This window comes from Streptomyces sp. NBC_00076 (assembly GCF_045041235.1).
Taxonomy (GTDB): domain Bacteria; phylum Actinomycetota; class Actinomycetes; order Streptomycetales; family Streptomycetaceae; genus Streptomyces.
Genome location: NZ_CP108242.1, coordinates 7505500 through 7528658 on the forward strand (window position 1 = coordinate 7505500; position 23159 = coordinate 7528658).

The 23159-nt window shown below is 69.9% G+C and carries 19 protein-coding genes; 12 read left to right on the plus strand and 7 right to left on the minus strand.

Translation table 11 applies throughout. The features are described 5' to 3' along the window. Positions 1-55 precede the first annotated feature (55 nt). The 5 genes from OHA64_RS34275 to OHA64_RS34295 all read left to right on the plus strand — a co-directional run bounded on the left by OHA64_RS34275 (position 56) and on the right by OHA64_RS34295 (position 6841). Positions 56-349 carry a DUF503 domain-containing protein gene (locus OHA64_RS34275; protein WP_405619798.1) on the plus strand — a complete coding sequence of 98 codons (294 nt, stop codon included), beginning with the start codon at positions 56-58 and terminating at the stop codon, positions 347-349. A gap of 56 nt (positions 350-405) precedes the next feature. Continuing rightward, complete coding sequence (rbfA, locus tag OHA64_RS34280; protein ID WP_405619800.1) at positions 406-852, plus strand: 30S ribosome-binding factor RbfA; 447 nt, start codon at positions 406-408, stop codon at positions 850-852. After that, on the plus strand, positions 849-1754 hold the full coding sequence (truB, locus tag OHA64_RS34285; protein WP_405619802.1) for a tRNA pseudouridine(55) synthase TruB: 906 nt from the start codon (positions 849-851) through the stop codon (positions 1752-1754). The genes rbfA and truB overlap by 4 nt, the downstream gene beginning before the upstream one ends. Positions 1755-2029: 275 nt before the next feature. Continuing rightward, the gene (locus OHA64_RS34290) at positions 2030-5626 is read left to right on the plus strand and encodes a trypsin-like peptidase domain-containing protein (RefSeq protein WP_405619804.1); all 3597 of its coding nucleotides are present in this window, start codon (positions 2030-2032) and stop codon (positions 5624-5626) included. A gap of 261 nt (positions 5627-5887) precedes the next feature. Then, on the plus strand, positions 5888-6841 hold the full coding sequence (locus tag OHA64_RS34295) for a bifunctional riboflavin kinase/FAD synthetase (protein ID WP_405619806.1): 954 nt from the start codon (positions 5888-5890) through the stop codon (positions 6839-6841). Between the two features lie 140 nt (positions 6842-6981). Here OHA64_RS34295 and OHA64_RS34300 read toward each other — a convergent pair whose 3' ends face one another. From OHA64_RS34300 to eccE, 3 genes are all read right to left on the minus strand, one after another. Continuing rightward, positions 6982-10146 carry an SCO5717 family growth-regulating ATPase gene (locus OHA64_RS34300; RefSeq protein WP_405619808.1) on the minus strand — a complete coding sequence of 1055 codons (3165 nt, stop codon included), beginning with the start codon at positions 10144-10146 and terminating at the stop codon, positions 6982-6984. Positions 10147-10761: 615 nt separating this feature from the next. Continuing rightward, positions 10762-11523 carry a hypothetical protein gene (locus tag OHA64_RS34305; protein WP_405619810.1) on the minus strand — a complete coding sequence of 254 codons (762 nt, stop codon included), beginning with the start codon at positions 11521-11523 and terminating at the stop codon, positions 10762-10764. Beyond that, positions 11523-12914, minus strand: coding sequence for a type VII secretion protein EccE (gene eccE, locus OHA64_RS34310; protein ID WP_405619812.1), 1392 nt, complete (start codon positions 12912-12914; stop codon positions 11523-11525). The genes OHA64_RS34305 and eccE overlap by 1 nt, the downstream gene beginning before the upstream one ends. Positions 12915-13118: 204 nt before the next feature. On the opposite strand from eccE, the gene eccB reads away from it, so the two are divergent. From eccB to OHA64_RS34325, 3 genes are all read left to right on the plus strand, one after another. Continuing rightward, the gene (gene eccB, locus OHA64_RS34315) at positions 13119-14642 is read left to right on the plus strand and encodes a type VII secretion protein EccB (protein WP_405619814.1); all 1524 of its coding nucleotides are present in this window, start codon (positions 13119-13121) and stop codon (positions 14640-14642) included. Positions 14643-14667: 25 nt separating this feature from the next. Further along, positions 14668-15936 carry a type VII secretion-associated serine protease mycosin gene (gene mycP, locus OHA64_RS34320; RefSeq protein ID WP_405619816.1) on the plus strand — a complete coding sequence of 423 codons (1269 nt, stop codon included), beginning with the start codon at positions 14668-14670 and terminating at the stop codon, positions 15934-15936. Positions 15937-16024: 88 nt separating this feature from the next. After that, on the plus strand, positions 16025-16642 hold the full coding sequence (locus tag OHA64_RS34325) for a hypothetical protein (RefSeq protein ID WP_405619818.1): 618 nt from the start codon (positions 16025-16027) through the stop codon (positions 16640-16642). A 162-nt stretch (positions 16643-16804) separates the two neighbouring features. Here the strand turns inward: OHA64_RS34325 and OHA64_RS34330 are convergent, their stop codons facing one another. Continuing rightward, positions 16805-17158, minus strand: coding sequence for a DUF4333 domain-containing protein (locus OHA64_RS34330; RefSeq protein ID WP_405619820.1), 354 nt, complete (start codon positions 17156-17158; stop codon positions 16805-16807). Positions 17159-17267: 109 nt separating this feature from the next. Between OHA64_RS34330 and OHA64_RS34335 the strand changes: the two genes are divergently transcribed. From OHA64_RS34335 to OHA64_RS34350, 4 genes are all read left to right on the plus strand, one after another. Further along, a complete protein-coding gene (locus OHA64_RS34335; protein ID WP_405619822.1) occupies positions 17268-17441 on the plus strand; it encodes a hypothetical protein in 174 nt (57 codons plus the stop codon). Positions 17442-17567: 126 nt separating this feature from the next. Next, entirely contained in the window at positions 17568-17870 is a 303-nt protein-coding gene (locus tag OHA64_RS34340) for a hypothetical protein (RefSeq protein ID WP_405619824.1), read from the plus strand. 25 nt (positions 17871-17895) lie between these two features. Further along, a complete protein-coding gene (locus OHA64_RS34345) occupies positions 17896-19185 on the plus strand; it encodes a putative T7SS-secreted protein (protein WP_405619825.1) in 1290 nt (429 codons plus the stop codon). A gap of 35 nt (positions 19186-19220) precedes the next feature. Next, a complete protein-coding gene (locus OHA64_RS34350) occupies positions 19221-19736 on the plus strand; it encodes a hypothetical protein (protein ID WP_405619827.1) in 516 nt (171 codons plus the stop codon). Between the two features lie 99 nt (positions 19737-19835). Here the strand turns inward: OHA64_RS34350 and OHA64_RS34355 are convergent, their stop codons facing one another. The 3 genes from OHA64_RS34355 to OHA64_RS34365 all read right to left on the minus strand — a co-directional run bounded on the left by OHA64_RS34355 (position 19836) and on the right by OHA64_RS34365 (position 23090). After that, positions 19836-20552: a hypothetical protein gene (locus OHA64_RS34355; protein WP_405619829.1), complete on the minus strand. Its 717-nt coding sequence runs from the start codon at positions 20550-20552 to the stop codon at positions 19836-19838. Between the two features lie 541 nt (positions 20553-21093). Then, positions 21094-21654, minus strand: a complete 561-nt coding sequence (locus OHA64_RS34360) for a hypothetical protein (RefSeq protein WP_405619831.1) — start codon at positions 21652-21654, stop codon at positions 21094-21096. Between the two features lie 719 nt (positions 21655-22373). Further along, the gene (locus OHA64_RS34365; protein WP_405619833.1) at positions 22374-23090 is read right to left on the minus strand and encodes a hypothetical protein; all 717 of its coding nucleotides are present in this window, start codon (positions 23088-23090) and stop codon (positions 22374-22376) included. Positions 23091-23159 lie beyond the last annotated feature (69 nt).

Consider the following 23159-nt stretch of genomic DNA (forward strand, 5'->3'; position numbering starts at 1 on the left):
CCACATGGATGGCGGGGCCATCGATCCCGGACCGGCGGGTGAACCGGTTACACACATGTATGTGGGGACTCTGTCCTTCGACCTCCTCCTCGGCGACGTACGGTCGTTGAAGGAGAAGCGCTCCGTCGTCCGCCCGATCGTCGCCGAGCTCCGGCGCAAGTACGCGGTGAGCGCGGCCGAGGTGGACCACCTGGACCTGTACCGGCGGTCCGGCATCGGACTCGCGACGGTGTCCGGTGACGTGGGGCACGTCACGGAGGTACTGGACCAGTGCGAGCGGCTGGTGGCCGGGCGGCCCGAGGTGGAGCTGCTGTCGGTGAGACGGCGCTTGCACGGCGACGACGACTAGCTTTTTCGGGCGACCAGATTTTTTGAACGTGGAACAGGAAGAACGGGAGACGACCAGTGGCCGACAACGCGCGGGCTAAGAGGCTGGCGGACCTCATCCGAGAGGTGGTGGCCCAGAAGCTGCAGCGCGGGATCAAGGACCCGCGGCTCGGCTCCCACGTCACCATCACGGACACCCGGGTCACGGGTGACCTGCGGGAGGCGACCGTCTTCTACACGGTGTACGGCGACGACGAGGAGCGGGCGGCCGCGGCTGCCGGACTCGAGAGCGCCAAGGGCGTGCTCCGCTCCGCGGTCGGCGCCGCGGCGGGCGTGAAGTTCACGCCGACGCTGACCTTCGTGGCGGACGCACTGCCCGACACCGCCAAGACCATCGAGGACCTCCTCGACCGGGCGCGTCAGTCCGACGAGAAGGTGCGCGAGGTCTCCGCCGGTGCCCACTACGCCGGTGACGCGGACCCGTACAAGAAGCCGGGTGAAGACGAGGACGACACCGCCGAATGACCCAGAAGAACCAGACGCCCGACGGCCTTGTCATCGTCGACAAGCCGTCGGGCTTCACTTCGCACGACGTCGTCGCCAAGATGCGCGGGATCGCGAGGACGCGGCGCGTCGGGCATGCCGGCACGCTCGACCCGATGGCGACCGGCGTTCTCGTACTCGGCGTCGAGAGGGCGACCAAGCTCCTCGGGCATCTCGCGCTCACCGAGAAGGAGTACCTGGGCACGATCCGCCTGGGGCAGACCACCCTCACCGACGACGCCGAGGGCGAGATCACGAGGTCGGTCGACGCCTCGAAGGTCACCCGCGACGCCGTCGACGCGGGGATCGCCAAGCTGAGCGGCGACATCATGCAAGTGCCGTCCAAGGTCAGCGCCATCAAGATCGACGGCGTCCGCTCCTACAAACGGGCGCGTGAGGGCGAGGAGTTCGACATCCCGGCCCGGCCGGTCACCGTCTCGTCCTTCGCGGTGTACGACGTCCGGGAGGCCGTCGCCGAGGACGGCACCCCTGTCCTCGACCTGGTGGTGTCGGTGGTCTGCTCGTCCGGCACCTACATCCGGGCCCTGGCCCGTGATCTCGGTGCCGACCTCGGCGTCGGCGGTCACCTCACGGCGCTGCGCCGGACCCGCGTGGGTCCGTACAAGCTCGACTCCGCCCGGACTCTCGACCAGCTCCAGCAGGAGCTGACGGTGATGCCGATCTCCGACGCCGCCACGGCCGCGTTCCCGCGCTGGGACGTGGACGCCCGGCGCGCCCGGCTGCTGACGAACGGCGTACGGCTCGACATGCCCGACGAGTACGCGGGCCGGGGTGCCGTGGCCGTCTTCGACCCCGAGGGCGTCTTCCTCGCCCTCGTCGAGGAGCAGAAGGGCAAGGCCAAGAGCCTGGCCGTCTTCGGCTGACGTACGCAGGGCCGGTCCTCCGCCCGTGGAGCGGCAATCACGGGGTCGTCACTGACGCCGCTCCACGGTCCCCCTCGGTTCCCCCACCCCTAGGGTGTCCAGTTGCCCCCGTCCATTCACCCGTCCGGGCAGGCGCTCGGAGTGAAGCGGGGGAGCGGAAGGGGGCGCGTTCGCCAGAGGATCTGTCCCGCTGATCACCTCACACCTACCGTCGAAAACAGGCACGTGCGTGCGTACGGAAGACACGCACACGCGTACGGCGGGGAGGTTCAACCATGGCGGGACTCAGTCCGCCGGCCGGGGACGCCGACGACACCGCACGGCCGCCTGGGCCCGACGACACCGCCCTCCCGCCCCGACCGGCGGACGGCTCCCAGGACGCGCGCGGCGGGTGCGACGAGGCGCTCGTGCGCATCCACGACCCCGCCGGGCGCCCTCGGGGCACCGGTTTCCTGGCCGACCACCACGGCATGGTCGTCACCAGCCACGAGACCGTCGACGGCCTGCCCCGGCTCGCGCTGCACGCCCCCGGGGACCGCAGGTGCGTCGTGACCGCCGACGCGGTGACCCCGTTGCCCGAGCTGGGCCTGGCCCTCGTACGCACCGAGGGCCTCGGCGTGGCCCCGCTCCCCGTGACCGTGCGGGACCGGGTCGAGACCGGCGCGTATGTGCGGATCCCGGCCGGGTGCTGGCGCGAGGCGCGGGTGCTGGGAGCCGCCGGTGTGACGTACGCGGCCACGGACCGCTCGCATCTCCTCGACGGTGTACTGGAGTTGGCGATCGGCACGGCCGGACGGGACGCGTTGCGGCCCGGCGGCGGGGCCTCCGGCGGCCCGGTGCTCGACGCCGGGACCGGCGCGGTGATCGGCGTCCTCGGCACGGCCCTGCGCAGCGGCCACCGGGACGCCGGCTTCGCGGTCCCGCTGCGCCCGGCCCCCGACGGTCCCCTCGCCGCCCTGCTCGCCGAGAACGCGAGCACCGTCCCCGCCTACGGCGCCGACCTCAACCTCGCGGGCGTACTGGAACTGACGGTCACCTCTGTGGCGCAGGACGGGCCGCAGCGGGTGGCGGAGGCCGTCGAACGGGCCGCCACGGCCGCGGAGTTCGCCGCGTTCGCCCAGGGGCCGACCACCGTTCTCGGGCTCGTCGGGGACCCCGGGAGCGGCCGTACGACGGAACTCGCGGCCCTGGCCGACCGGCGCCACCGGTGTGCGGAACCGGCCCCCACACTGTGGCTGCGCGGGGCCGATCTCGAGGACGGGGACCACTCGGTCGAGGACGCCGCGCGCCGGGCGCTGACCCGGGCCGCCCGGATCGTCGCGGCAGCACGGTCCGCCCTCGCCACCGACCTCGGTGACCTCACCCCGGACCGTCTCGCCCGCCTCTCGCACACCGCCGGACGCCCCCTCCTGCTCCTCCTCGACGGCCCCGAGGACATGCCGCGGGTCCTGGCCCGGCGGCTTCCCGAGTGGACCGCCGGCACGGCGACATGGCTGCGGCAGACGGGCGCACGGCTGGTGATGGCGTGCCGAGGAGAGTACTGGGAGGAAGCGGGGGCGGGGTTCCCGGCGGAGATGCTGTACGACCCCAGGGACGGCATGGGCCGGCGTGGCAGGCGTGGGGACGGTGGGGACCGGGACGGCGAGGGCGGGACTTCGCCCAGAGGTGGCATGGGCCGAAGCGGCGGCGGGGGCGAGGCCACCCTGCGGCTCCTCCCTCCCGGTGTGCACCTGGGGGACCTGCGCGAGGACGAGGCCCGCCAAGCACGCGCGCGCTACCGCGTCCCCGACAACGCCCTCGCGGATCCCGACGCCCGTCACCCCCTCACCCTCCGGCTCCTCTCGGAGATCCACGCCGCCCTCCCGGACGCGCCTCAGGCACACCCCCACGTCGACAGAGACGACGTGTTCTCGGCCTACCTCGACCTGATGTGCCTCCGCGTCGCCGTCCGCCTGGCCGCCGCACGCGGGCTGCGCGGCTCCGCCGTGCGCCGGCTCGCCGCCAAGGTCTCCGGGCAGGTGCACGAGGCCGCCCGCCGCAGCCTCGGCTCCCGCCGGGGCGAACTGGACCGGGAGTCGTTCGAGGCGGTGTTCCCGTGGGGTCAGGCCCCCGCGCGGCTCGGCGGTGGCACCGGCTGGGCGTCCGCCGTCCTCACCGAGGGCCTCCTCGTCCCCGCCGGCACCGGCTACCGCTTCGCCCACGAGGAACTCGCCGACTGGCTCCAGGGCACGCACCTCGACCTGGACGAGGCCCTGCGCGCCCTGGTCCACAGCCGCCGCTCCGACCCGCCCGGCACGGCACCCGCAGCGCCCGTACCGCACCACCGCATCGGACCCGTCATCCAGGCCCTGCTGCTTCTGGCCCGGCAGCACGGCGTCCCCCAACTCTCCCGTCGCCTGGAGGAGTTGACCCACGCGCTCGACGCCGACCCGTTCTCCTGGTGGGCCGCCCGCCTCCTCGCCGAGGTCCTGCGACGCGTCCCGGACGCCACCCCGTACACACCCGTCCTGCGCCTGCTCACCGACCGGATCGTGAGCCGGCAGCAACAGGGACGGCCGCTGCCCGCGGAACTCGGGCCCGACTTCTGGATCGCCCTGCCGCTCCCGCAGGACACCCGCCTGGACCTCCTGCGCCGTCTCGTCCTGGCCGACGGCCCTCCGCACGGGGGCGGGCCACGATTCCTCGACGCCGTCGCCAGGCTGCTCACCGCGGACCCCACCGTCGTACAGACGCACCTCATCGGCTGGTTCGACGACGAACGACCGCTGCCCGCCACCCCGCACGCGACCGTCGCGGAGGCCGCGCAGGCCCTGCTGCACACCCACCGGCACCACGCGCTGGACGACCTCACGGAGCTGCTCGTGGCCTGCGCGCACGGACGGGCCGACGAACTGCTCGCCGTACTGGCGGAGGACGAGCCGTCGGCGGTCTGCCGGGCCGTCGACCGGTGGGCCCGCGACGGGTGGCCAGCACGTCGGGTCGCGGCGGTGGCGTACGGGCTGCGGGTCGCTCCGCACGTACGTACCGCCGCCGACCGTGAACTGCTGCGCCACGCCGCCCTCGCCCTGCTCGCCCGCTCCGACGACCGCACGGCGCACGGCGGTGCGCTGACCCTGCTGCTCCGGGATCCGCGCACCCGGGCTCACCATCTCCCGCAGGCGCTCAGGCACTTCGTGGCCGGCGACCCGAACCTCCCGCCGGGCGCCCTCGTCCCCGCCCTCGCGACCCACCCCGAGCCGGTCCTCGACGCCTTCCGCGCGCGGCTGGGCCGCCCGGACGCCGGGGAGGCGCTGCGCGCCCTCGCCGACGCCACCACGCCCGCCCTCGCCCGCCGGGTCGTCGCCCTGGCGCGCGAGGCGGTGGAGCGGCGCCCGGAGACCGCCGTGCACCTGGCCGGGCACGTCGACCGTCGCCTGGACCAAGGGCCCACCGCCCGCGCGGTCCTCCGTCCACTGGTCGCCGGTCTCCTGGACGGCGGACCGGAGCAGCTGCGGGCGGCGCTCGCCGGCGTACTCGCCGCCTCCGGTACGCCCGACTCCCGGCCCCTTCGCCAGGAACTCCTCGAGCTCCTCCTGACCCACGAACACGACCCGTCCGTCCTGCTCGCCGTGGTGCGCGCGGCAGCCTTCCGCGACGACGACCCGGTGGTCGCCCGCGGCCTGGTCCACCGCACCGGTCTCCTCCTGCTCCGCACCCCACAGGGCGCGACCTGCTTCGACCGGAGCCTCGTCGACCTGGGGCGGCAGGTTCCCGGATTCGCCGCGCTGCTGGCCGGTTGGCTGACGGACGCGCCACAGGAGTGGGCGGCGGTGGTGGGGCCCAGCGCCCGCCGGACGATCGAGCACCTGGCGGATGTGCCCGTGTCGGCGTGACGGGGGTGCGGGCGTTGACGTGAAGGCCGGGTGTGCGTCGACGTGACGGGTTTCGGTGCGCCCGTGTGGCTGGGGTGCGTGCGTCTGGACGACTCGTGTGGGTGTGCCCGGGTGGCTGGAGCGCGTGCGCCGGGTCACAGCCCCCGTGCCGATGCCCATGCCGATGCCGGGCCGGGGCGCGCGGCATGGCACCCTTAGACCTGCGTACGAGGCAGAGCGACGGACACAGGTTCGGCGAGGATGCGACGAGGAGCGGTCACAGTGCAGCGCTGGCGTGGCTTGGAGGACATCCCCCAGGACTGGGGGCGCAGCGTCGTCACCATCGGGTCCTACGACGGAGTTCACCGCGGACACCAGCTGATCATCCGGCATGCCGTGGAACGCGCCCGTGAGCTGGGCGTTCCCTCCGTCGTCGTCACCTTCGACCCGCACCCCAGCGAGGTCGTCCGCCCGGGCAGCCACCCACCGCTGCTGGCCCCGCACCACCGCCGCGCCGAACTCATGGCCGACCTGGGCGTGGACGCCCTTCTGATCCTCCCGTTCACGACGGAGTTCTCGAAGCTCTCGCCCGCCGAGTTCGTCGTCAAGGTCCTCGTCGACAAGCTGCGCGCGAAGGCGGTCGTCGAGGGCCCCAACTTCCGCTTCGGCCACAAGGCCGCGGGGAACGTGGAGTTCCTCGTCGGGCAGGGCAAGGTCTATGACTTCGAGGTCGAGATCGTCGATCTGTACGTCCGGGGCGAGGCGGGCGGCGGCGAGCCGTTCTCCTCGACCCTGACCCGGCGCCTGGTCGCCGAGGGTGACCTCGAGGGCGCCGCGGAGATCCTGGGCCGCCCGCACCGCGTGGAGGGCGTGGTCGTCCGCGGCGCCCAGCGTGGCCGCGAGCTCGGTTTCCCGACCGCGAACGTCGAGACCCTCCCGCACACCGCGATCCCCGCCGACGGCGTCTACGCGGGCTGGCTGCACGTGAACGGTGAGGCGATGCCGGCGGCGATCTCCGTCGGCACGAACCCGCAGTTCGACGGAACCGAGCGCACGGTGGAGGCGTACGCCATCGACCGCGTGGGACTCGACCTGTACGGGCTGCACGTCGCCGTCGACTTCCTGGCGTTCGTACGCGGCCAGGCCAAGTTCGACACGCTGGACGCGTTGCTGGAGCAGATGGCCGAGGACGTCAAGCGCTGCAGGGAGCTGGTGGCGGGGGCTGCGGCCGAGTAGGAGGCCTTCGCTTCCCTCTCTGTCTCCGGCTCTGTCTCCGTCCTGATCGCCTTCTCTGGTTCTCCAGCCCCGTCTCCGTATGACAGCGAAGGGCGGCCGGTGCCTCGGGCACCGGCCGCCCTTCGCTCATGCCGTGCGGCCTACTGCTGTGGCGGCGGGGGAGGGGGCGGGGTCTGCCCGTCCGGCTGCGGGTAGCCGTACGCCTGGCCGGGCTGCCCCTGCTGTGGGGGGTACGGCTGGGGACCGGACTGCGGGTACGGATCCCGCTGGCCGGGCTGCCCGGGGTGCCCGGGGTGGGCCGGTGGTTGTCCCGGGTGACCCGGCTGGCCCGGCTGAGGGTAGGGCTGGCCGGGCGCGAACTGTCCCGGTCCCGGCTGGCCCGGTTGTCCCGGCTGCGGCTGCTGCGGGTACGGACCCGGCTGGCCGGGGGCCTGCTGTCCCGGAACCGGCTGTCCCGGGTACGGCTGTCCCTGGCCCTGGTGACCCGGCATCGGCGGCGCGGCCACCGGCGGCGGATTGCCGTCGCTCGTCCACAGACCGTGCGCCTGCTGATGGCGTACCAGGTCCTCGGCGACCATTGCGGCGAGGTTGAAGTACGCCTCCCGCACCTTCGGCCGCATCATGTCGAGGTCGACCTCGGCGCCGGCGGCGAGGTGCTCGTCGAAGGGCACCACGATCACGCCCCGGCACCGGGTCTCGAAGTGCGCCACGATGTCCTCGACCTTGATCATCTTGCCGGTCTCACGAACACCGGAGATGACGGTGAGGGACCGGGAGACCAGGTCGGCGTACCCGTGCGCGGAGAGCCAGTCCAGTGTCGTACTCGCGCTGCTCGCACCGTCCACGGACGGCGTCGAGATGATGATCAGCTGGTCGGCGAGGTCCAGCACACCGCGCATGGCGCTGTACAGCAGGCCGGTACCGGAGTCGGTCAGGATGACCGGGTACTGCTTGCCCAGCACGTCGATCGCGCGCCGGTAGTCCTCGTCGTTGAACGTGGTCGACACCGCGGGGTCGACGTCGTTGGCGATGATCTCCAGGCCGGAGGGCGACTGGGAGGTGAACCGCCGGATGTCCATGTACGAGTTGAGGTACGGGATCGCCTGGACGAGGTCGCGGATGGTGGCCCCGGTCTCCCGGCGCACGCGGCGGCCGAGCGTACCGGCGTCCGGGTTGGCGTCGATCGCGAGGATCTTGTCCTGCCGCTCGGTGGCGAGGGTGGAGCCCAGGGCGGTGGTGGTCGTGGTCTTGCCCACGCCGCCCTTGAGGCTGATCACGGCGATCCGGTAGCAGGACAGCACCGGGGTGCGGATGAGGTCCAACTTCCGCTGCCGCTCGGCCTCTTCCTTCTTCCCGCCCAGCTTGAACCGGCCGCCGCCGGCCGCCGGACGGCTGCTCTTCGCCTTCTGCCTCTTGCTGTTGAGCAGTCGGTCCGAGGACAGCTCCACGGCCGCGGTGTAACCGAGCGGCGCGGCACCGGAATGGGTCGCCGGTCGCTGGTCGTGCTGCATCGGCTGCGGCCAGGCGGCACCGGTGCGGGGGTCGACGGGCGGCTGGGGCTGCTGCCCCTGGGGCTGCTGCCCGTGGGGGCCGGGCTGGGGCTGCTGTGGCTGACCCGGCTGACCGGGCTGCGCCGCGTCCGGCTGCGGCTGGCCCGGCTGGCCCTGCTGCGTGGGCGGCGGCGGGAAGCCGTATCCGCCTGGCTGGGCAGGGGGGTTGGGCGGGTTCGGCGTGGCCGGGGCGGGCGGTGCAGGGTACTGGGGGAAGCCGTACCCAGACTGCTGCGGGCCGGGCTGCGGTTGCGCGGGCGGCGGCGGGAAGCCGTAGCCGCCCTGGGGGTTCGGCGCCGGGGCGGGGGGCGGCGGGAAGCCGTAGCCGCCCTGCGGAGGAGCCGGAGGGGTGGGCTGGGGGGCCGCGGGCGACGGGGAATTGTCGCTGCCGGGCTGCGGGAAGCCGTAGCCGGGCGGCGCCTGCGGGGCGGGCTGTGCCGCGGGGGCGTTCCAGGAGGCCGGCGCGGGCTGCGGGGCCTGCGGCTGGAACGGCTGCTGTTGGGGCGTCTGCTGCTGAGGCGGCGGCGGGAAGCCGTATCCGCCCGGCTGGGCCTGGCCCGGGTCGGGCTGCGGGGCGACCGGAGCCTCCGGCTGGGACTGTGCCGGCCACTGCGCCGCGGGGGCCGGCGCCGCGGGCTCGTAGGACGGCGGCAGCGGCGGGACTCCGCTCTGCGGTGCCGGCGGGGGAGTCCAGGCGGCCGGGGCGTCCGGCTCGGGAGCGGGGAGCCCTACGGGCTGCGCGGAGCTCTGAGCGACCGGGCTCGCGGGCTGCGCGGGGTCCTCAGAGGCCACGCCGGTGGCTCCGGGCGCCTCGGTGCTCTGGGCACCGGCGTCGTCCGGGGTGCCCTCCGGGGCGGCGTTGTCCGGTGCGGGGGAGCCCGGAGCCCCGGCGGACGAGGCGGCCGAGTCGGACGTACCGGATGTGTCGCCGGAGGGCTGGGTGCTCTGGGCTTCCTGGGAGGCGTCGGCGCTCTCGGACACCTCCGGTGTGCCCGTCGGGTCCGCGGGGGACGACGCGTCCCCGGCGCCGGGGCCCTGGGCGTCGTCGGCAGCGCTGAGGTCGCCCGCGGGAGCCGCGGTGCCTTCCGCACCGGCCTCTCCCGCGACGCGCTCGGAACCGGTCTCTGCGTCACCGGCGCCGGTCTGCGCCGCGGCCCCGCCGTTCGTAGGGAGAGGCATCGGAGCGCCGGACGAGAACGCGGTCGGCATCCCCGCGCCGGACTCGGGTTCTTGAGTGGCGGAGTGCGCGCCCGCAGGGTCGGTGCCCGCGGGGTGCCCTCCGGTCTGTGGGTGGGTCCCGGCAGCGGGCGTGGCGGTGCCGTCGCCCGAAGGGGCGTCGGTGTTCGCCGCGGAATCACGCTCGGCGATCTCACGCTTCAGCGAGGAGGCCGAGATCCGCATGGTGGCACCGCTGACGAGGTCGCCGTCCTCGGCTTCCTCCTCGGGCGCCACGGGAGCGGGCGTCGGCGTCCAGCCGGGCTGGAAAGCGCCGTCGGGCGGCAGATGCGGTACGGCCACGGGGGGCCCGACCGGCGGGGGAGGCGTGGCGTGACCGCCCGCCGGGGCCGGTGGCGCGGCGGGCGGCGGAGCCTGGGGGGCCGTGTTCGACGCCCCCGAGGCGTTCTGCGTGTACCAGGCCGGCGGGGCGTAGTCGATCGTGAACTCGCCCGTCATCTCGATGGCGGACTCCGCGTCGGTCTGGTCGTCGTCGGGTGTGTCCCAGCCCCCGCGGATCCCGTCCCGATCGCTGTTCACAGTTCCTCCTGGTGTGGTCGAGCACCCTCATGCCGTGCTGGGGCGACCGTTACTGTCGTCCGATTCGCCGGGCCATCCCCCTTCGGGCCCCGGGCCTGTCGTCGCAGAGCCCGCATCGCCCGCTCGCGGGTACTCGCGACGTGCTCTGCCCCAGCCTAATCATCAAAACCGCGTGCCCGGCAGGCCCGCCCACCCGGCGGGATTCCTCAAAGTGCCCCAATGTCTGCGAGAACCCACCAAGTTGGACATGACAGCCAGGTCGGATGTGTACTCGTGGGACCTGACAGCCCGGCTTGAATCGCACGCTCGGACATCACGGTCCGCATGCAAAAGCGTCCGGCACCCCTCAGACGAGACAGCCCGCATGCAAAAGCGTGGCGCACCCGCAGACAAGACGACCCGCCCGGAAGGACGTGGCGCGCTCTCGGAGATGCGTGGTGCGCCTCAGACAAGACGACCCGCGAAGGACTTGGCGCGCCGCTCGGACCTGCCTGGCGCGCCCCTCGGACATGCGCGGCCCGCCCTGAGGAACCGGGCAGCTCCCATGCCGGGCTTCCCCCAAAGAGCCGCCTCAGCCAGCGCGGCCCGTCCAACCGACGCGGCCACTCGGCCGATTCAGTCCATGCGGCGGGCCACGCCCAGCAGTCCGGTCTCGGCGTCCGTCGCCTGCGTCAGCACATACTGCCGGTCCCGCTCCGTGCACCACAGGGTGAGACCGTCCTGCAGGGTGGGCAACGACTCGATCTCGGGGCGGGGCAGCCCTATCACCCGTCCGATCTCCGCGGCCTCGTCCGGCGACACCCGCTGCACGCCGACCAGACGCGCCTGGCGCAGCAGGCGTGGCGCGACCGGGCTCAGATACGGAAGCAGCGTGAGCACGGCCTGCCAGGGCGCCGACACCACGCGTCCGCGCGGCGGGCGCATACCGCAGTCACGCACCACCAGCACGGGCGTGCCGGCCGACGCACCCTGCGGGGGCACCCGGCCGACCTCGTACACGGCCAGGCCGTTCTGCCCGCCACCCATGGCGTGCACCATCGGCATCCAGGCCTGCGGCCGACCCGTCTCCACGGCCACTCGGGCACCCGTCGCCGCCGCACGCAGCGCCAGTACCTGGGCCGTCCACAGACCGCCGATGAGGAGGATGTCGTACGGCGTGGGGCGGTTGACGCCGAGCACCGCGGGCTGGCCCTCGGCGTTCACGCCCGCCACCACACCGTCGTCCCCGAGGGGCAGGGAGAGCGCGCTCATCTGCTCCACGGGCAGCGTGTGCCGCGGATGCCGGGGGCCGATCAGCCCGAACCCGGTACGCAGCCGCTCCCTGAAAGCGGCCCCGCCCTCGGACGAGGACGACTGCGTCGACGTCGTCATGGCCATCAGCGGGCACCTCCGAGCGGCAAGGTGGCGAGAACGCCGGGAAGTTGTTCACGGTCCAGTCGGGCCAGCCCGGTCCGCACCTGCCGCGCCGCCTGTTCCAGATCGCGTCGCGCGTTCGTCAGTTCCTGGTTGCTGCGGCCGGTGATCCGGAGGTGACCGGCGACGGACACGTCCTTCCGGTCCCCCCGGGCGAGGGTCAGGCTGAAGGTCGTCGCCAGCGCGGGAACGGCGGTGAGCTGAGCCACCAACTGCGCCAGTGACGTACCTGAATCGCCCAGCTGAGGCCAGCGCCGCACCCAGTACGTGGTGTGCCGCCGGTTGTCGCAGCGCCAGCTACGGCTGGTCTCCTCGGTCCGCCGCTGCGGCACCTCGCCCCGCCCGGCCTGGGCGGCCTGCGCGGTCACCATCGGGTTGGCGCACGCGGAGGTGGCGATCGCGGCCGTCACCTCCTCCTCCGTGAGGATGTTGGCGAGGAACCCGGCGCCGGTCAGCCGGCTGGCCAGATGCTCCGCCGACCGCACCAGACACTTCTGCGCGCCCAGCAGGCCACCCCCGCGGGCGGCCACCGCCTCCGGGCACAACTCGGGGTCCAGCTTCAGCGCGATCCACATGATGCGCACCGAGGGAGAACCCGTCTGGGCCTGCAGCGGGGCGTAGTTGCTCACCACGACGGACTGCTGGGGCAGATGCAGCGCGGGCGCCGGCTGGGTGTGCACCACGATCTGCGCCGACTCCAGAAGGATCCCGTCGACGTCGAGCGCGTCCTGCACGAGCGCGACGGGCAGCGGCCGACGACTGCGCTCCGCGCGCAAGGCACCGGCGTCCGACTCCACCTGGAGCAGCGCGGTGAGAAAGCCCCCGTCGCCCACCATGCCCACCGGCCGTCGCTGATCGCGGTCGTCGCCACGGCTGTGGCTGTAAGTCCTCAGGTTCGGGTCGCATTCCACGACGGGCGCCAGGCCGGAGTCGGTGCCCGGCGGGAGCGGTGTGTTCGCGGCCCTGCGGGTACGGGCCCGCAGCGCCAGCAGGGCGCCCAGCCACTCGGGCAGGGAGAGCCCACGGCGTCGTACGAGAGCGAGCACCACGAGGGCCGCGGCGACCAAGCCGGTCGGCACCAGCGCGACCGGGCCGATGAGCCACCCGACAGCGACGAGGGCCGCCGCCAGCTCCAGCATGACCAGTCGCTGCACCGTGAACGAACCACCGCGCCCCGAGCGCGACTTGAGGTGCGGAGCGACGGACCCCTGGTACGCGGCGGAGGCGGCGTGGGTCGCGCCCGACCGTGCCGTCGGGGGCTGGGGCGAGGACGGGCCGGGGGAACCCGACCGGCGCGCGCGATTCGATCTCGACCCCGATTGCGATCGCGACCGGGCCCGCGTTGCGGAAGCCATCACTCCAAAACCCCCGAACTCTCCCTAAAACCCGTGCCCTTCGGCCCCTTCCAGGCCTGAGCACCCTACCCGTGCCACCAGCACGGTCACGCAACAGGCATAGTAGGGGGCGGCTCTGACAGCCCAGGCATCAGAGGCAACAGAGGACGGGGTCGAACCTTCACAGGTCCCCCACGGCTCCGCACGGGGAGAGAGCGGACACAGATGGCATCACGGCGGGACGAACTCAACGCCTACACCTTCGCGAAGCGCCGTACGCTCGCATCCTTTCTGCAGCCCTCTCCGACGGGCTCGGAGGAAGGCGCACCCAAGCCGCTGAAGGCACTGCTGCCGGGCACCATCGTCGGCGTGGTGATCCTCGCGGTGTTCGGCGGCATCGGCATGTTCAGTCCGACCGCGCCCAAGGGCTGGGACACCCCTGAAGAGCACGTCATCGTCGCGAGCGACTCGACCACCCGGTACGTGGTGCTGAAGACGGGCAAACAGAAGCAGCTGCACCCGGTCCTCAACATGGCCTCGGCCAAGCTCCTGCTGGACCCCGGCAAGGCCGACGTCATCACCGTCGACGAGAAGATCCTGGACAGCGGCAAGCCGCCGCACGGCGCCACGATCGGCATCCCCTACGCCCCCGACCGGCTGCCCTCCGCCGACGAGGCCGAGACCGCCAAGCGCTGGGCGGTCTGCGAGCGTCCCGGCGAGGGCGGCCGCGCCATCCAGAAGGCCGCGTTCGTCTTCGCCAAGAAGGAGTTCGGCAAGACGGAGGGGCGCGACAAGCTCACCGGCGGCGATCTGATGTACGTCGTCGGCCCGGACGAGAAGACCCAGTACGTGGTCGACGCGAAGGGCACGGCGTACCAGATCAAGGACACCGGCGACACCGAGCTGCTCAAGGCCCTCGACACCCAGGGAAGGAAGCCGCAGCGGGTGTCCCAGGAGTGGCTGAACACCCTGCGCAAGGGCGACCCGCTCTCCATCCCGTCGGTCGACGGCGTACCCGGGGCGGTGGCGAACGCGGGCCTCCCCGAGCAGTTCGACAAGGTCGGTGAGGTCGTCAAGGCCCCCAACGGCTCGCGGATGCAGTACTACGTGGTCGAGGCGGGCCACGTGGCCGAGATTTCCGAGTTCGTCGCCACCCTGCTGCTCAACAGCGGCGACCTCGTCGCCGTCGGACAGGCCGGTGAGGCGCAGCAGGTGGGCCCCGCGGCGGCCGACGAGAGCACGCCGTTCAAGACGGCGACGAACACCTGGCCGACGCTCACGCCGAAGATGGTGAACGACGGCACCAGCGCCACCTCCGGCCGCAACACCGTCTGCAACGTCCTGCTCTCGGTCGGCGGCAAGGGCAAAACGTCCCTGTCCACCTGGGCGAGCACGGACTTCCCCGCCCAACTGCCCACGGGTTCCTCCAGCGGCTACGTCACCGCCGGCTCCGGTCAGCTCTACCGCCAGTTCCAGGGCACGGAGACCAACGCGGGCGGCGTCTTCCTGGTCACCGACACGGGCCTGCGCTACGCCCTGCAGTCCAACAGCGACCGCGCCACCGACGACGAGGGCGTCGGCAGCTCCGCCAAGCAGCGCGAGGAGGAGTTGCGGGAAGCCAAGATCGCCCAGACCCGGCTCGGCTACGAGAAGGTGACCCCCACGCCCGTCCCCGCAGTGTGGTCGACGTTCCTGCCGACGGGCCCGCGCCTGTCGGAGGCGGCGGCACGGCTGCCGCAGGGCTCGTAGCGGCGGGGCGGAGGAGAACGAAGCGATGCTGAACGCAAGGACGTCGGCGATCCGGGGGCAGGGCAGGAGGGCGGCGGCACTGGCCGCCGCCACCACGATCGTGGCAAGTGTCTCGGTGGTCGCCCTGCCCGCGACCGCCGCCCGCGCGGAAGAGGAGTGCACGTTCCCGTCGAAGCCGTACGGGGGCCGCCCCTGGGCACTGCAACGCGTCAACCTCGACGAACTCTGGGCGCAGTCCAGGGGCAAGAACGTCCAGGTGGCCGTGATCGACACCGGCGTGGACGTCAAGAACCGGCAGCTCACGAAGGCCGTCGAGGCGTCCAAGGGCGCGAACCTCCTGCCCCCGAAGAACTCCAAGGGCGAGAAGATCGACCGCGGCAACAGCCAGGGCACCACCGACACGGTCGGCCACGGCACACGGGTGGCCGGCATCATCGCGGCCCGCCCGATGAAGGGGACCGGCTTCGTGGGCCTGGCGCCCGACGCCATGATCATCCCCATCAAGCAGAACAACGCGGAGGGCGACGGGACGGCCATCTCCCTGGCGGACGCGATCAAGCACGCGGTCGCCGAGGGCGCCGACGTCATCAACATCTCCCAGGACACGGCCAACGCCGTGAAGCCCGACTCGCGCCTGGAGGACGCCGTCAACTACGCCCTCGGCCAGAAGGTCGTGGTCGTCGCCTCGGCGGGCAACGACGGACTGGGCGGCAAGGTCCAGATCACCTACCCGGCGTCGTACAAGGGCGTCCTCGCGGTCGCGGCCTCCGACCGCAACAACGAGCGGGCCGCCTTCTCCCAGTCAGGAGATTTCGTGGGAGTCGCAGCCCCGGGTGTCGACATGATCTCCACAGTTCCCGGCGGCGGTCACTGCTCCGACAACGGCACGAGCTTCTCAGCGCCGTACGTGGCGGGTGTGGCCGCGCTCCTCAAGTCCAAGTACCCCACGTGGACGGCCCAGGAGGTCGTCGCGCAGATCGAACAGACGGCGGAACGCTCGATCCCCGGCAACGACCGCAACGTCGGCTGGGGAGTCGTCGACCCCGTCAAGGCACTGACGGCCGTGGACCCGGAAAACCCCGTCCAGTCCCCCAAGCCGGAGGACGGCGTCACCAGGGCCGAGGCCCCGTCCATCACCCCGCTGCACTTCGGCGAGACGGCCGAGGAACGCAACACGCGCCTGGCGACGTACGTCGTCGTGGGCGGGCTGGTCGTGGTGGCCGGGCTGAGCGGTACGGCGGTGGCGGTGCGGGATGCCCGACGGCGGCGGGGGCGGCTCGGGGGCCAGGTGTGACCGTGGCGGGCGCGGCACGGAGGCCAGGCGTCACGGTGGTGGTGCCGCGTGGAATACCGGGTCGGCGTGAGCGGCTGGAGGGCGGCGTATGGACGCGCTGACCAAGCTGAACATTCTGGGGCTGCTGCTGGCGGCCGTATTCCTCGGCATGGCCTGCGTGAGGTCGCAGCGGGTGCGCGCCTGGCGGGCCGCCGTCAACCCGTCGGCCGAGGAAGTTCCCGACTCCGCATTCACCGTCGCCCGCGTCACCTTCGTCGCCCTGGCCGGCATCTGCGTCTACATGGCGGTCCAGGGCTTCGGGGTCTCCGACGACGCGTCGTGGGACGACAGCGAGCTGACCAGCGCGGTGAACGGGGCCACGGATGCCTTGGACGGCAGCTTCACCTATGGCGACCCGAACGAGGACGCGACCACCGAGTTCGACGGTGATGAATACGCCACGACGATCGAGGAAGAAATCGTCGAACACGGCGGCGGCGACGCCCCCCAGTACGGCGCGGACGCCGCTCTCACCGGCCCGCCCCTGTCCGGCCAGGCCTCCTACCGCATCACGGCCAACGGCGCGAACAACAGCTACTGCGTACGCGTCACGCGCACCCATTCGGGAGACGTCGAGACGGTCGCACCGGGCCTGCCGGGTGATCAGGCGGCGGTGACGATGCCGAAGTACACGTACGCGGTGTCCAGTCAGGCGGGGGAGTGCTGACTCGGGGTGTCCGTCCTGACGCCGTAGCGCCGGTGACGCCATGACGACGTCACCGGTGCTACGGCGTCACCGGTGTGCTCCACGCCCCGCTCACGAGCACGCGTAAGCGATCTGCACTCGCGAGCGGGTAGGTCGGACGGTCGAACGGGACAGACTCAGCTGTCAGTTCGCAGCCGGGGAAGGCGCGTCGTCGGCCTTGATGTCGAAGTTGATGTTGTCTCCATCGACAGAGGAAACCTTGACGGTCACGCCCAAAGTGCTGCCGTCGGACGCCGTGAGCGTGCAACGGGTGGTGGTGCCGACCTTCCCGGCGAGGTCCTCGGGGCAGGTGACGTCCGGCTTCGGCTGGCCCGTCGTGGCCGCGAGTTTCTCAGCGACCGTGGTGGCCAGCTTGTCCTTGGAAATCTTCGCCTCGGACTTGTCAGCGCTGACCGAGGCCGAGCAGCCGACGAGCAGCACGCCGACGGCTACCGCCGAGAGGCTCCAAGTTGCTGCGGACAAGCGGGCCATGGCCATGAGGGCTCCATTCCTGGGATCAAGACAAGAAGACGCCAGAAGCATACGGGGCGGAACTAGTCAGGTCGTATTGCTGGATGGGGGCCTGGCTTGCAACCTATAGAGCTTCATGACCTCTTCATTATCTCCGCAAAATATCTTCACCACTAATTCCGCATTGATTCACTGCCGGGTGGGCCATTTCGCGATCGCGGAGGAGGTGCTTGCAGCAGGCGAGCCCGCCGGAAAGACGGTTGCCAACCGGGAAGCCGCCCGGCGCGGTCCTGAGCTGCTGCGTAGCTGATTGGCGGGAGTCGTGAGGGGGCGGTGAGCGAGCCCCCTTTTAGTGTGATCTTGGTGCTAGCGTCAGGGAGACTTTCAGCCAACATGTAGGCGCACAGGCTGAGTTACAGAAAAAGGGGGTCTCGCCGTGGGCGGTCTCGGAGTAGGCCCAGGGGTCCTCAAGAAGGGCGCTTCGGGCATTCTGGAATGTCTCACACCAGTTGAGAAAGTAGACCTGAAGGATCCGGCCGGGGAGGCCAGTTCACTCGGGGAACAGTCGGCGGCCGACGCGTTGACGGCATTCTGCGCCACGTGGGAATTGGGGGCCGGGTTCCTCTCCGACTGCGCGGCGACCCTCGCGGAAGGTCTGAACTCGGCCAACACCGACTTCGCGGCGACGGACGAAGCCATTCGTGACGCGGTGAATTCGGTCAAGTCGGACTTGGGTTAGTTTTAGAGACGGGGAATCCTCATCCATGGCAGCCGCATTGGGGTCGACGACCGACCCCAAGGAGCTCATCCCGGGCGACACCAAAAAACTGGGGGAGCTGGTCACCACCCTCAACAGTTGGTCGGGCAAATTCGACGGAGTCGGCGACGGCCTGCGCGACCTGAGGATTTCGGGATGGACTGGTAAGGCCAGTGACGCATTCTGGCCCACCCTGTCCAAAGAGAAGAGCAACTGGTATCTCGCCGCCGACGCGATGTCGGGGGCCGCCACCGCGGTTTCCTCGTATTCCTCCACTCTGAGCTGGGCGCAGCAGCAGGCCGCGACAGCGATCGAGCAGTGGAAGTCCGGGGATCACGACGCGGCGGAAGCGACGCTGAAGGCCGCACACGCGCAACTCGACCCCGAGGCCAAGGCATTGGCCAAGAAGCTCGACAACCTCGCGGGAGGCGCCTCCGACAGCCCTGGCTGGCTTGCCGACGCCAGGCAGTACGTCGATACCCAGAAATGGGTCAGTGATCACAGTGCCGGAAAGACCAATCAGACCCGGTGGATGGCGGAGCGGCAGAAGTGGTTGGGCGGCGAGGAAGGCCGCTGGCGCCAGGACAAGCAGTGGGGCAAGGACGAGAACGGCAACTGGTTCATCAAGGACAAACCCGCGGGGGCCGACGAGGGAGACCCCGCCGCACCGGGCAACAAGACCAACACGACCGTCAAGCTCGCCGAATGGTCGGGCGGCGCCAGCGCCTGGTCGGACGGCGTCTCCAGAGAGGGAAAGGTGGGCGGCGCCGACCTGAAAGGCAGCGCAGGGGTTTCCGCACTCGGAGTGGACGGATCCGTCGCCGCGAGCGTCGCGAACGGACGGTTGCAGGCCGGCGCGTCGGGGACCGCGTATCTGGCACAGGCCAAGGCGAACGGCAGCGCGGAATACGGCGTCGCCGCGGTCCAGGGCGAGGCGAAGGCCTTCGCGGGTGCCGAGGCCTCAGCCAACCTCGGCGTCGGCAAGGACGGACTGCACGCCGGCGCAGAGGCGTTCGCCGGAGCCAAGGCCACCGGGTCGGTCTCGGGTGACGTCGCCGGCGTCGGTGCCGGTGTCAGCGGCGAGGCATGGGCGGGCGTGGGTGCTTCCGCCACCGCTGACCTGGGCATGACGGACGGCAAGTTCACCATCGGCGGAGATCTCGGAGTCGGACTGGGCGTCGGCGGCAAGGTCTCCTTCGACGTCACCGTCGATCCCGGAAAGATGGTCGACTCGGTCGGTGACGCGGCTGACGCAGTGGGCGACGGCTGGGACAACACGGTCGGCAGCTGGCTCTAGTCTGAGCTGACGCTCATCAAGGAAGTGGATTCACGATGGCTACCACGTTGCCGGTCAAGATCTCGTTCTCGCTGCCGGACGGCTGGCAGGCCGCGCCTCCGGACGAGGTGGGAGCACCCGGTGCCGCCTTCGTTGCGCTCCATCCCGCCTCCATCGACGAGGGGTTCACGGCGAACCTCACCATCGCGGGGCGGATGCGGAACGACAGCGCCACCATGTGGGATATCGCCGCCGAGTCGGTGCAGCGGCTGGGACAGGCAGGGACCGTAGAGGTCGTCAAGAAGTCCGAAGTGGGCGCCCCGGACATCCCGGGCCTGACGGACTCACCCGGGGTGGTCCAGAACCTCCGTCTCTCCACCACTCTGAGGGGAGAACCTCTGGAGCTGCTCCAGAGCCAGGTGTACCTCGGCATGGAGGACGTCAAGAATCCAGCGAAGCGTGCGGTCATCGAACTCGTCCTCACCGCGAAGCCGGCCCAACTCGACGACGTGATCGGGGACTTCAAGGAGTTCCTCCGGACGGTGCACCCGGCCGACGACACTCCCGCCTGAGCGCCTCCTGGACGACTGAGTGCCCCTTGTCCCGGTGAACCTTCGGTACCGGGACGAGGGGCACTCAGCTTGCTCAGGCGACTTGCCCGGGCGGCCGACTCAGGCGGCAGTCCAAGCCTGTGCCGGAATCCGTTCCAGCACATCGCACAGGAAGTTCAACCGCTCCTCGACAGCCTGCGGAGACAAGGTGTCGGTGTACCACGTGAACAGGTCATCGCCACGCAACGCAATCGGGGAATCCTTGGCTCGCGGGTCCGAGAGCAGGAAGGGCACCAGGTCACCACTCAGAACGCCGCGAACAGACGCCTCGTCCTTGGTGGCGATGCAGAATTCCTGATCGAACTCCGGTACTCCGAGCTGAATCTTGGTCCTCCGGTCCATCATCCCGTCCAGCTTGCCCGGGCGGTATATCTCCACCTTCGGTCCAGGGCCGGGCGCCGTGACGGCGAAGACCGATTCGACGATGAGCTGCTTACGCTCCGCAACTTCACCGCCCGACATGGGATTGTTGTATCGGTACTCGAAGTACTTGAAGGAACGGCCACGGAACTGTCCCGTGGTGTAGTGGTAAGCGCGCAGGTTCTCGCCGGAGCGGGGGAAGGGCCCTACGCCGCAGTACTGATCGATCTGCCCCTGCGCACGCGCCGTGTAGGCCCAGCCGCGTTCCGCAGCCATTCGGGGAAGCTGTGCGTACTCCTCCCCGACCTGCGCCGCTTGCTTTCGTCCACGTCTGGACATCACGAAGACGAGGGTGAACATGCCCGCGATGAAAGCGAAGAGCAGCCCCTTCACCAGAATCCCTACCAGTTGCTCCATGACACAAGACTATGGCGGACGTGAGCGACGCCGTAAACCGACCCTGATTAGGCAGCGGGGCCCGGCCGCTGCGCAATCGGGTTTTTCGCCTGCAATGCCCGGTGTTGGTGAGGGTGGGAGGTCGCGTAACGCTGCGAGGATGTGCTGGATGCCGCGGGCCCAGAGGCTATGGGTGGCCCTACTTCCTGCTCTTCATCGAGGGTCCGGCCGTCGGGTGGCGGTCGGGAGCCCAGAGCCTTCTGCGGCTTCAGCTGCCGCCCCGAGGGACGGACAGGACGTGTATGTCTGCCTGCCAATTGTGAAGGTTCGCAGGAGGCATGTCCGGGTGCCGACGGCGATGTCGAGCGGGCTAGGCGGCGCGAAGGGCGATCAGGTCGTGGACGGAGGGCTCGCTCGGAGACTCAGACGTCATTCAAAGTTGATGAGGGGGTTTTCCCCTCCTGGACCTGGTGGGAGCGTTGTGCAAAATTAGTGGTGAACTTTTCCAGAAATGCTGTCACAACTCACCGATTAAGCACTGCGGAAGAATTACGTTTAGTAATCAACGGCATGCACTAGAACTCTCAAGTGCCTTAGTGAAGGAAATGATCAGCTTCTTCATTGTGTCAGGATCAACCCGGTCGGGGGTGAACACCTGGGTTACGCCGTACAGGTCCTGATCGGGATGCTTCGCGGACTTACAGGATGCCGCGGTCTTCCCCACACCGCCAGTGCCTGAATAGAGATACCGATCGTCGTCGGTTACTTGGCTATTCTCAGTCCTGTCGTACGCACCCGCGACAGTGGCAGCACTCTCTCCGTCACTCCACCACGTCTGGGTTTCACGTACCGCGATATCGCCGTCGATTATCACGTCACATTGCTGCGTGCCCCCATTTGGATACGACGACTTTACGCTGATCGAATCGCCTCCCGGCAGGAAGGGATTTAGAAGTTTGGGATCCGAGGAAATATCACATAGAGCGACGGGGACTGAATAGTTCTTCTCGTCATTGCCGCTGCTCGAGCATGCTGAGAGCAGCAGGGACCCGGCCAGGGCGACGGCAACTGTAACTGACGCTCGGACGAGTCGTATGGTTGAGGGGAGTCGGGGGTCGAACATGGGTATCTCCTCTCGCGGGGTCTCAGATTTCGGTCTTGAGGTGCGGTGCCATGTACTCAGCATTGACGCCGGCATCCCTAAATCCCTGCTGCGCAGCTACGCGTGCCTTCTCGTCAATATTTGTGTCTTGCAGGTCAGTTCGTTGTGTGCCTTGGCCGCAACTTCTGCAGCGTTCTCGGTATATGACGCGTTCTGATTGAGACCGCTTCCTCACTTCTCCCCCTAATAGGTCCCGCGCTTTCCTTTGCGTGGCCTTCCGCATCCTGAAGAAGTTCTTCGAGGTCCAATCTGCTGACTGCGCTGGCGGCACCGCCAGCAGTCGCACCACCTACTTACCGTGGTCGAAGCCCTCGCCTGTCTGCTGTGTCACGTCACACTGCATGTCCGTCGGATCCACGCCAACTGGGGTGCCGGCGGCCTGAAGTCCGTTCGACGCCTGGACAAGAGCGTTCTGGCGGGCCTTGAAGGAGGACATTCCCGACCAGGCTCGACCCGCTGGAAGCGCTGGCGGATGCGCAGGAAGCCTTGCTCGAGATGGTTTCAACTGCATGCTCGTTGATCACTCCAGGGGATTGCCCTCGCCTGTGTCATTACCAACGGCGGCTTTACACGATTGAGGCGCAGCGCGGGATAGAGAACACCGGCCGGAGCCCAGCCCAGTACACTGACCCAAACCGCCCCTGAACAGCGGAAACTTCGAACTGCTACTGGAGTATTAGTTAGGCGCCCGTCCATACCTGTGCGGGAATCTGGTCGCGCACGTCGCACAGGTAGTTCAGCTTCTCTTCCAGGTCCTGCCGAGACAGTGTGCCCGTGTACCACGTGAACAATTCGTTGTCACGCAGCTGGAGAGGGGACTTCCTGCTGCGCGGGTCCATGAGCAGGAAAGACGTCATGGAACCGCTCAGTATGCCCCGGGCGAAATCCTCGTCTTTGGTGGTGACGACCCGGAAGGTGTCATCGAATTCTGTTATGCCGAGTTGCATCCGAGGCCTCCGGTCGAGCAGTACGTCCGTCTTGCCCGGCCGAAGAATCTCCACAGGCTGCCCCGACCCGGGCAACGCGATCATGAAAATGGCTTCGATGGTGGGCCGCTTGCGTTCGCCAGCATTCCCGGACATGGGACTGTTGTAGCGGTGCTCGAAACACTTGAAGGAGTGGCCTCGGAACTCCCCTGTGATGTAGTGCCAAGCACTCAGGTTCGAACCGCTGCCAGGCATGGGGCCCACACCGCAGTATTGAGTGGCCTGCCCTCGCGCGCGTTGTTCATAGGTCCAGCCGCGCGCTACGGCGACCTGCGGGAGTTCCGCCCAGGCACGCCTGATCCGCTTGTCCTCCTTGTTGCTACGCACGAACACCCAGATGACGAGGGTGAACATCCCGACAATGAAAGCGAAGAAGACCACCTTCGCCAAGATCCCTAGCAGTTGCTCCATGACCCGAGATTATTGCGGACTCCATGTGCTCCCGTGAACTGACGCTTCCTCGATGTCTAGGCGGCGAAC